General features: G+C 47.5%; 5 protein-coding genes and 1 pseudogene. 2 read left to right on the top strand and 4 right to left on the bottom strand.

What is annotated here, in order from left to right; genetic code table 11:
- Positions 1 to 387: 387 nt before the first annotated feature.
- Positions 388 to 721: pseudogene (locus IDH45_RS33565) on the bottom strand (VOC family protein).
- A gap of 118 nt (positions 722 to 839) precedes the next feature.
- Positions 840 to 3,017, bottom strand: a complete 2,178-nt coding sequence (locus IDH45_RS33560; RefSeq protein WP_190932521.1) for a S9 family peptidase — start codon at positions 3,015 to 3,017, stop codon at positions 840 to 842.
- Positions 3,018 to 3,602: 585 nt separating this feature from the next.
- Here IDH45_RS33560 and IDH45_RS33555 point away from each other — a divergent pair.
- Positions 3,603 to 5,573, top strand: coding sequence for an S-layer homology domain-containing protein (locus IDH45_RS33555; protein ID WP_190932520.1), 1,971 nt, complete (start codon positions 3,603 to 3,605; stop codon positions 5,571 to 5,573).
- A 391-nt stretch (positions 5,574 to 5,964) separates the two neighbouring features.
- Here IDH45_RS33555 and IDH45_RS33550 read toward each other — a convergent pair whose 3' ends face one another.
- Entirely contained in the window at positions 5,965 to 6,555 is a 591-nt protein-coding gene (locus IDH45_RS33550; protein WP_190932519.1) for a TetR/AcrR family transcriptional regulator, read from the bottom strand.
- 143 nt (positions 6,556 to 6,698) lie between these two features.
- On the opposite strand from IDH45_RS33550, the gene IDH45_RS33545 reads away from it, so the two are divergent.
- A complete protein-coding gene (locus IDH45_RS33545) occupies positions 6,699 to 7,391 on the top strand; it encodes a DUF1295 domain-containing protein (RefSeq protein WP_190932518.1) in 693 nt (230 codons plus the stop codon).
- 292 nt (positions 7,392 to 7,683) lie between these two features.
- Here IDH45_RS33545 and IDH45_RS33540 read toward each other — a convergent pair whose 3' ends face one another.
- Positions 7,684 to 8,508, bottom strand: coding sequence for a Cof-type HAD-IIB family hydrolase (locus IDH45_RS33540; protein WP_190932517.1), 825 nt, complete (start codon positions 8,506 to 8,508; stop codon positions 7,684 to 7,686).
- Between the last annotated feature and the right edge of the window lie 102 nt (positions 8,509 to 8,610).

The following is an 8,610-nucleotide window of genomic DNA, read 5'->3' as shown; positions in this document are numbered from 1 at the left end:
TATTTTTTCTTTATTTATTGAAATGTTTTCGAAAAATTTCGGCATGACTATGATTACCAGTTACTGACTTGAACTGCATAAGTCATGTTTAACGTTTTCTAATAAAAAATTTTCCATTCAAATAAATACCTTATAATAAAGGATTTATTCTTGTTTTAAGAATAGCAAACGTTTTCCATTTCAACAATACCATTTTTCTCCTTTTAGAAAACATCTATGTTTTCCTCAGATTCACCAACATGGTGGAGCACCCGCTCAGCTGACGCCCCCCGCAAATATGTGATAAAAAAAGAACCCTCCACTTCCGGAGAGTTCCTTTCTATGAGCGGTCATCTGCCGCCTGCCGGATCGCCTAATGCACCTTATTGCCCGGCTTGCCAAATAGCATTACTTCTCCCAAAGCTCAATCAGTCGACCTTCCGGATCTTCAATCCAAATCAACGTTCCAAATTCACTGCTCTCTTTGTTCTTCGCAAGAGGGACACCCATTTGTTCAACGTGCTTGATAGTCTCGTCCATATTATGTACTTGGAAATTTAACATCACTTGTTGTTCGGTTGGAAAATAACGGTCATCCTCGGAGAAGTAGGAGAAGATCGTCTCATTTCCTTGTGGGGTTTGATCACGGTCCCGTTCCATTTTTCAACACTTCGCTGTACCATTTTTTCACAACGTCAACATTCTTCGATCTCCAAAAAATTCCTCCGAAACCTTTTATCATCGCAGCTAATTTCTGTCTCTCCTCAAATTTTTTAGTTTTCGATTCTACCAGATATTCGAGATTTAGATGTAAGTTCCTTTATCAACTTTACTGCCCGTTCCCTGAATGCTACACACGATTACAGATATTGTTCAAACCACTTCACGATTCTCTCCAAATAATCGCGTTTGTTTTCTGCTTTCCAATACAACGGCGAATGGTCTTCTCCGTTATACAAAACCAACTCTGCCGTTTTGCCCAACCGGCGAAGCGCGGAATAAATCGGTCCCGCCTGAGAAGCACAAATCGGATCACTTGTCCCTTGAAGTAGAAGGACAGGTGCATCAAGATCATCAAACTCAAACAGGGGCGAATTGGCAACATAGCGTTTATAATTGTCCCAGATCGTTTCTTGGAGTGCCAACTGCCCCCCTTCAACCTTTACATAAAATTCATCCGGAGCCTTCGGGTCAAAGTGTGTAGCCAAACTGATCAAATTGGCGAATCCCGACGAAACAGCCGCTGCTTTAAACCATTTTAAGCGCGTCACTCCTACCAGAACTGTGTACCCGCCGAATGAGTGACCGATAATACCAATTCTCTCCCGGTCTATTTCCGGTTGGGAAACCAACGCCTGAATGGCCGCATCAAGTCCTTCCCTGATCCGATCAGCCGGTTCGCTTCCGGAAATGGGCAAATCAGGAATAAACACTGCATAACCACGAGAGGTAAACAAATGATGATTATCAATCGACCAAGGTGTACATCCGAAAAATCGCATTTGCTCCGACTGCTTGATTCCGCCGTAAACTCGTACGATCACAGGAACAAGCTCCCCGCTATGTCCCGCTGGCAGCATCAAAATGCCTTTCCGTTTTCGATCTCCAAACTTCCACACAACTGTTCTGACTGCTCCCAAGCTTTCCGGACAGATCTCGGGATTGAGAGCCCCAATTTTTTGTACCTCTTTGGTATGCAAGTCCAGACTGTATAATGCCGGGGGTTCGTTCTCGGATTCAGCTGCGTAAATAATCTTCTCTTTATGCGCTGTCTTGGAATAGGCGGTCCCTCCCATGTACCACGGAAAATGTTTGCGGGGCTCCTCGTGCAAAAGCTCTTTCAGACCGTTTGAAAGATCTACGCGGTAGAAGCCATTCCTCTCTTTCTTAGGTTCGCGCGTTTGAACAATCACGTTGGGATGTTCGTGATTCTCTATACCGGATCGGTCCATAGGGAGGACGGCTATGATTTGACGATCCCAGTCTTGAATTACACGAACCAGCTCACCAGTTTCTCGAATCATTCTCCATAATCCTCCCTTCGCCACCAATAAAACATCACCGTTAGCCAGTATCATTGGAGGATCAAAATACCTGTTGAACTTTACTTGTTCTGAAAATGCTATAGGATAGGGCGCAGATTTCCCGTCTATGTGAACGGCCCACAGTGCTCCATCTGCTAGAGAGCCAGCTGTTGTATACACAATGGTTCTGCAATCGTACCAAGTAAATGTCGGTCCTTCCAAATAGACGTTCTTAGCGATACATCGCGCAGTTCCATCAGATGCTGCATGGATAGGCGCCACCGATAAGTCATAGGCCATTTGTTGATGTCCCGCGTTTTTTTGGAGACCCGCCGCATTTGCGAAAACAAGAAGTGTACCGTCTTGTGAAACCGCAACCCCTAAAGGATGAAGCCCTTCAGCAATGATTTGTGACTCCTCCGTTACAGAATCAATTCTGGCGAGTTCCGCACGGTATCTGCTTAACCATGTCTCAGAAGGCGGCCCGCTGCTTGAGCCATCAGCTTTGAAGGTTTTATAAACTGAAATGGTCTCCTTGGCGCAAAAGTTATTACCTGTAGGGAAGTCGAACCCGGAATCATCGATGCCTTCCAATGGCATTACTTTGACAATGAGGAATCGTCCATCACTTGACCAGACCGGTGATTCGAAACCGAAAAAGGGACGCACCACGTGCCTGGTAAGCCGCATTATACCGCTGTTTTCTCTCCATAACCATAATCCGGCCTCCCCGCCCAGATCGCAATAAAACGCCAATGTATCTTCTACCGGCGACCATATTCCAGACCAACTGCTTCGTCCCGGCTCAGCGATGATCGGGATTCCTCGGTTGGTAGTTAAATCAAACAGCCACTGAACGCTTCCGGCGACGTCGGATGAAACGCCCGGGGATAATCCTGTCGGCCTGACACCGGTAAGAGTAAAGGCCAACCATCGCCCACTCGGTGAAACGGTGAACGGAAAACGGAAAGCAGGTCTTCTTAGATTCGTAATGGTTTCAAAAGCCAATTTCAAATGTTACACCTCCACAAGTAAAAGGACGCCAGATCAATCGCTTGATCTTGGCGTCCTATAAATTAAAAAGGATGGCAGGGGTTACCTGTCATCCTACTTCAAGTGTAACATATGAAATCATGCTGTCAACCGTCCTCATTGCTTCATTCCGTCGTTGTTTATTTTTTCATTTGCTTGGCTTCGTCTATTTTTTTATGAGTCTTTGGCACACTTTGGCACCCTTTATTTTCGGCATATTGGGCTAACCGAGACAAATAGAAGCGGTTTGCACCCCTTATTTCAACCACTCGGTCGGGTCTGGACGGTGTACAATAGTTTGTGTACCAAGGATTGGAGCCTAGTCAGGCAACAAGCACCGGTTTGGATTGCGCCGCCAAACACATAAACAAACAGTATAAAAAGCTACTTACCCACAATTGGAACAAACGGCTGCTTTCGTTTTTGCAGCGTTACTTGCGGATCAGGGTGGCAACGCTCTCGGGAGACAAAAGAAATTTAACAGTTTCCATATCGCTGGAACACCGTCTAATCATATAATTTGAGTATCCGAATCCTGTCGGAATATATTGACATTGGAGGAATTCCATGAACAAGTTACGACGACGCAGGGTTGCATTAATGTTTCTACTTGGGTTACTCGCCACCTCGCCATTGACCGCTTCGGCAGCGGAGCCGATGATTAAGCCGACGCTCCCGTCTATCCCCTCTGTACCGATCATATTGATCGATCCCGATGACGATTTCCCTTCGGGGTCCTTGGCGAACGCTCCGTTGATCGAGCGCCGTTGGGAGTTTTCCCAGCTCAAGGGAGCGTATTATGCTCCGAGTCTGGCTGCCGACGGCACCTTATACGTCGGAAGCTGGAACAAATACTCCGACGGTGACGGACTGGCCGCCATCGCGCCTAACGGCAAGCTGTTGTGGAGCCTCCTCTCCGACAACGGCTATTACGACACGACAATCGGACCGGATGGCACTTTGTACGCTGCAAGAGGGGGAGACGGACTACAGCAAATACTCAAAGACGGACATGTCGGATGGACGTACTCCGGTTCGATCACGGGGAAGATTTCTTTCCTACCAGATGGAACGATTGTGCTCGCAGCTTCGGATAAAATCGTATGGATCGACCCCGATGACGGTTCGATAATCCGGTCGGTCGATGTGCCTTCGGTGCTCCCGCATTCGCTCAGCGTCGCCGCCGACGGCACGGTGTACGCCGTAACCGGCAAGTCGAGTCTCTACTCGGTCAAGCCGGACGGCAGCTTGAAATGGTCACGCGACATGAGCGGCGGCAGCGGCTCTGCTAACTTCTTCGGCACCGCGCTCGGCTCCGACGGAACCGTGTACGCCGTTGCCAATAAAAACACTGTTATGGCCTACAAGCCGGACGGGACCGTTAAAAATCAGTATAAGGCATCCGCTGACATTTCGACGACCCCGGTCATCGGCAAATCCGGCGAATTGTACGTCGGACTCGTCAATGGCAAGCTGGTCGGATTGAACACGGCCATGGACGTGAAATGGATCACCAGATTCACCAATTCCATTACAAGAATCGTCGCCGGCCCAGGAGAGCTTGTGTACGTCTACAGCAGCGACGGTCAATATTTGTACGCGATTGCCGCCGTCGACGGGAATGCCAGGTGGAAAGCCGAAGTGCCTCATAACAGCGGCGGCGGCCACGGGAATATTGTTTTCTCCTCCGATGGCACCCTGTTTGCCAGCGGCTTCGGACTGTTCGCACTCGGAACGCCGCCAGTTGCGAGCGTGACGCTGGATAAGCCGTCGATCGAGCTGCAAGCCGGACAGAGCACGGCGCTAACCGCTACCGTCGCTCCCTCCGAAGCGGTCAATCGCAAAGTTAACTGGAAGAGCGATAACCCGAATGTCGCCCACGCCAACGGCTTGGGTATCATAACGGCCGTGTCGGCGGGCAAAACCAAGGTGATCGCATCGACGGACGAAGGCGGCTACATGGCGATTAGCGAAGTGAACGTCAGCGCCTCGCCGCCCCCCCTCCTCGTGTTGACGGATATCGATGACCATTGGGCTAAGCTTGAGATAACTAAAGCGGTCGAACAGGGAATCGTCTTCGGATACGAAGACGGGACGTTCAAGCCGGATAAGGGCGTGACAAGGGCGGAGTTCGCAGTGATGCTTATGCGGGCCTTGAAGCCGGATGTCGAAGGCATTGCTCTAACGTTCACGGACCAAAGCGATATCCCTTCATGGGCGGCCAAAGCCGTCGCTCAAGCGGCTCAGCTCCATATTGTAAGGGGTAATTCCGACGGAACGTTTCTTCCGTCGAACCACATCACGCATGAGGAAATGCTGGCGATGGTTGTGCGAGCCTCGGGCAAACCAGCTCCGGACCCCGCGCCGGCCAGCGGTTATGCGGACGACGCCGATTTATCGGACTGGGCCAGGGGGGCGGCGTACGTCGCTTCTCGGCATTCGCTTCTCGGCGGCATGAACGATAATAGAGTTCGGCCGAAGACCTCGACTACTCGGGCGGAATCGGCCGCGGCCATCGTCCGCATGCTGGACATGTAAGTCAACTAGCCGGAGACCCTAGGGTCTCCGGGTTTGCGTGAAAAAAGAATTGCAACTTGCTGTTCGTGGTCACTTGAGTGCTCACCAGGGACTTATATAGGCTGCTAAACCATGTTAGCAGCCCCGGCGCGATCGGTTCTGTCTCCAGTGCGGGAACCGTGTATTTTGCCAATACGGCCCATTCTTTCTTCCCCCCGATCTGGACTGATTAGGAAAATGAGCAGCTCGTATTTGTCGTTTGTCTCCAGCAGATCTGTTTCAGCTCATCTCCTGAACAAGACAGAAAGACCGTCCGAATCCGCTATTCGGGCGGGGTCTTACCTTATGCCAAAAATGTAACTGTTTATCGTCAGCAGCTCTATCGGACGTTCGGGGGCGGGCCTCACTGACTTTAATCCCTCATATCGCCCATTAGACCTTTGAAGAAAAAGTGAACAAAGCGTTCTTCGGAAATAACTGCATGATCGGAACGGCCTGTCTCTTGAAACTGGTTCATTGCTTTCTGGTACATGTTGAAATAAAAGAGCAGTTCGTCTTCCCTCAAGCCCTCAGCCACATATTGCTCTTCCCTCCCACGCTGTATAAGCTTCAGCAGAAATGGAATGAACTTCATCTCCAGAAATCGCTCAATTCTCTCCTGCATCGCAGCAATATCAGCAGATTGCTTCATGCAGTCATTAATGACCTTAACAAATTTCATTTCCTCCGTCATTACTGTATACATGAGCTTGGGGTATGGTATCTGATCTTCTAATAAATGCTCATATCCCTTCAACTGTTCCTCCATCATTTCGCCGATAGCTTCAAATAAGAGCTCGTCCTTGCTTCCGAAATAATTGTAAATGGATACCTGAGATACGCTTGCTTCCCTGGCTATTTCTTTAATCGTCGCTGTATGAAAGCTGTCATGGTGCAACTTCTCTTTCGTTATTGCTAATATGAGCTGCTTCTTGTGCTCCGTTCGTCTCTCAAATCCGTTCAATTGCTATCACCCCACTTTCCAAAATAATAATTTTAAACAATAAGATTGTCAAATTTCAAAATTATGTAGCGAATCGAATAAAGTTGAGCTATAATCTATTTTGAAATATAACATCATATAATTTCATAATTCGGAGGTACAGCATGAAAACTTTGTACAATCAAAACACGGGATATTGGTATCCTCGCCTTACCTTACTCACGCTAGAAACGATTATTTTGGGAGTTGCCGGCTGGCTGCTTTTTTTTGATGGCGCGGAGGTCTTACATGCTCTATTTCATTGGAATTTATCGAATGGTGACTCAGGACGGAATTGGCTTCTATTCATCCTTATTTTAATTGTTTTCGTTCGGATGAAATTTACGATGTTTTTTCTTTTAAGAAGACCTATGCCATGGCAGGAGGCGTTTAGTGTTCCAGCAGCTTTTTCACTGTATTATATCGTTATTCCTCTTCTCAGTTTGACTTATAACAAGCCCTTAAACGGATGGGACCTTGCATTTGTCGTCATTTTCGTTTTTGGTTCCCTCCTGAATTCGCATGCCGAATGGCTTCGTCATCAATGGAAACAACTTCCTGAACATAAGGGAAAACTCTACACAGGCGGCTACTTCCGCTATTCGATCCATATTAACTACTTCGGCGATGTGTTATGGGTGCTTGCTTTGGCTCTCGTCGCATGGAACGCCTGGGCATTGCTCGTGCCGCTATGGTTGTTCTGTTTCTTCGCGTTTTACAACATTCCGATGCTGGATAAGCACCTCGCTGAGAAGTATGGCGATGATTTTGAGCGTTACCGTAAAAAAACCAAAACATTTATTCCTTACTTCTATTGATTTATTAACTGACTCAGCCGGAGATGGCTCAAATATTGGATCGGAGTCACCCCGGCTTCGCTTTTGAATACGCGGACGTGGTAGGATAGGTTTAAACACCTGCAGGGACGGAGCTTTCAGATCACAGCAGCACAACCTCTCTCTTACAGTTATATTGTTCTGCTTACTAATAAGGACGGGTCGGATCTATTATGGAATGCTGCAGCTTTTCTATATAAGCGTCAAAAGCATCAATGCCTTCTTTTAAAATAGGCATGCTTTTTTATCGGTAATTGGTATAACCCACAAAACACTAATTATTTCTTGACCTATTATTTACCTGATTCAGCACAAATTTCTCAAGTGCTACTGCAACACCATCGTTATCGTTGGATTCAGTAACGTACTTTGCACAGTTTTTCAGTTCCGTTATCCCGTTCCCCATGGCAATGGGAAATCCGCACTTATGGAAAAGTCCCAAATCGTTAAAGTCGTCTCCAAATGCCATGACATGGTCCCGGCTAATCCCGACCTCATTTAAAACCCACTGCACGGCATCCTCTTTTGAAGCGGATTTATGCATAATTTGAACCAGTACTCCTTCATCCGTTACGATAACGTTGACTTGGTTACCGAATTGCCGGGCAAGCTCCTTCCATGAGCTGTAACCCACAACCAGAATTTTAGTCGGAGATAGGGAATAGATAAAATTAGAGTCGACTACCTCTGGTCTAGATTCACCCGAACGGGCGTCAAACTTAGCGGACTCGGAGTCGGGAATCGGTGTGCACGTATACCAGGAGTCATTAACTTCATAGTAGATGGTAGAGCGGGGTTCGCTTAGCTCAATGAATTTAATAATCTGCTGGCTTATCTCTGCGGGGATACAAATGTGCCGCTGAACTTGTTTAGATTCGTTTGTCACTAAGGCACCATTGTAGAAAACAAGGTACTCTGCAAACGGAAGATCTTTTATAAAATGTTTAGCGACTCTAGGCGGTCGTGCTGTAGCGACAATAATATGAATTCCGGCTTCAAAACACTGCTTAACCGCACGATAATTCCGTGGAGATATGGATTTGCTGCTATCGAGCAAGGTTCCATCCAAGTCTAGCACAATTGCTTGTATTCCTGACATCGCATCCCCACACTCCCACTATAAAGTAATGTTTTCTCCTGTTTTCTCGCTCATTCTTAGTTTTTCAACTTTGACAACCTATGTCCGTTGGAGGAAGATTGA

The sequence above is a fragment of the Paenibacillus oceani genome, assembly GCF_014705615.1.
Taxonomy (GTDB): Bacteria; Bacillota; Bacilli; order Paenibacillales; family NBRC-103111; genus Paenibacillus_AB; species Paenibacillus_AB oceani.
Note: the sequence above shows the minus strand (reverse complement) of the source record. Positions and strands in the feature narration are given on the sequence as shown.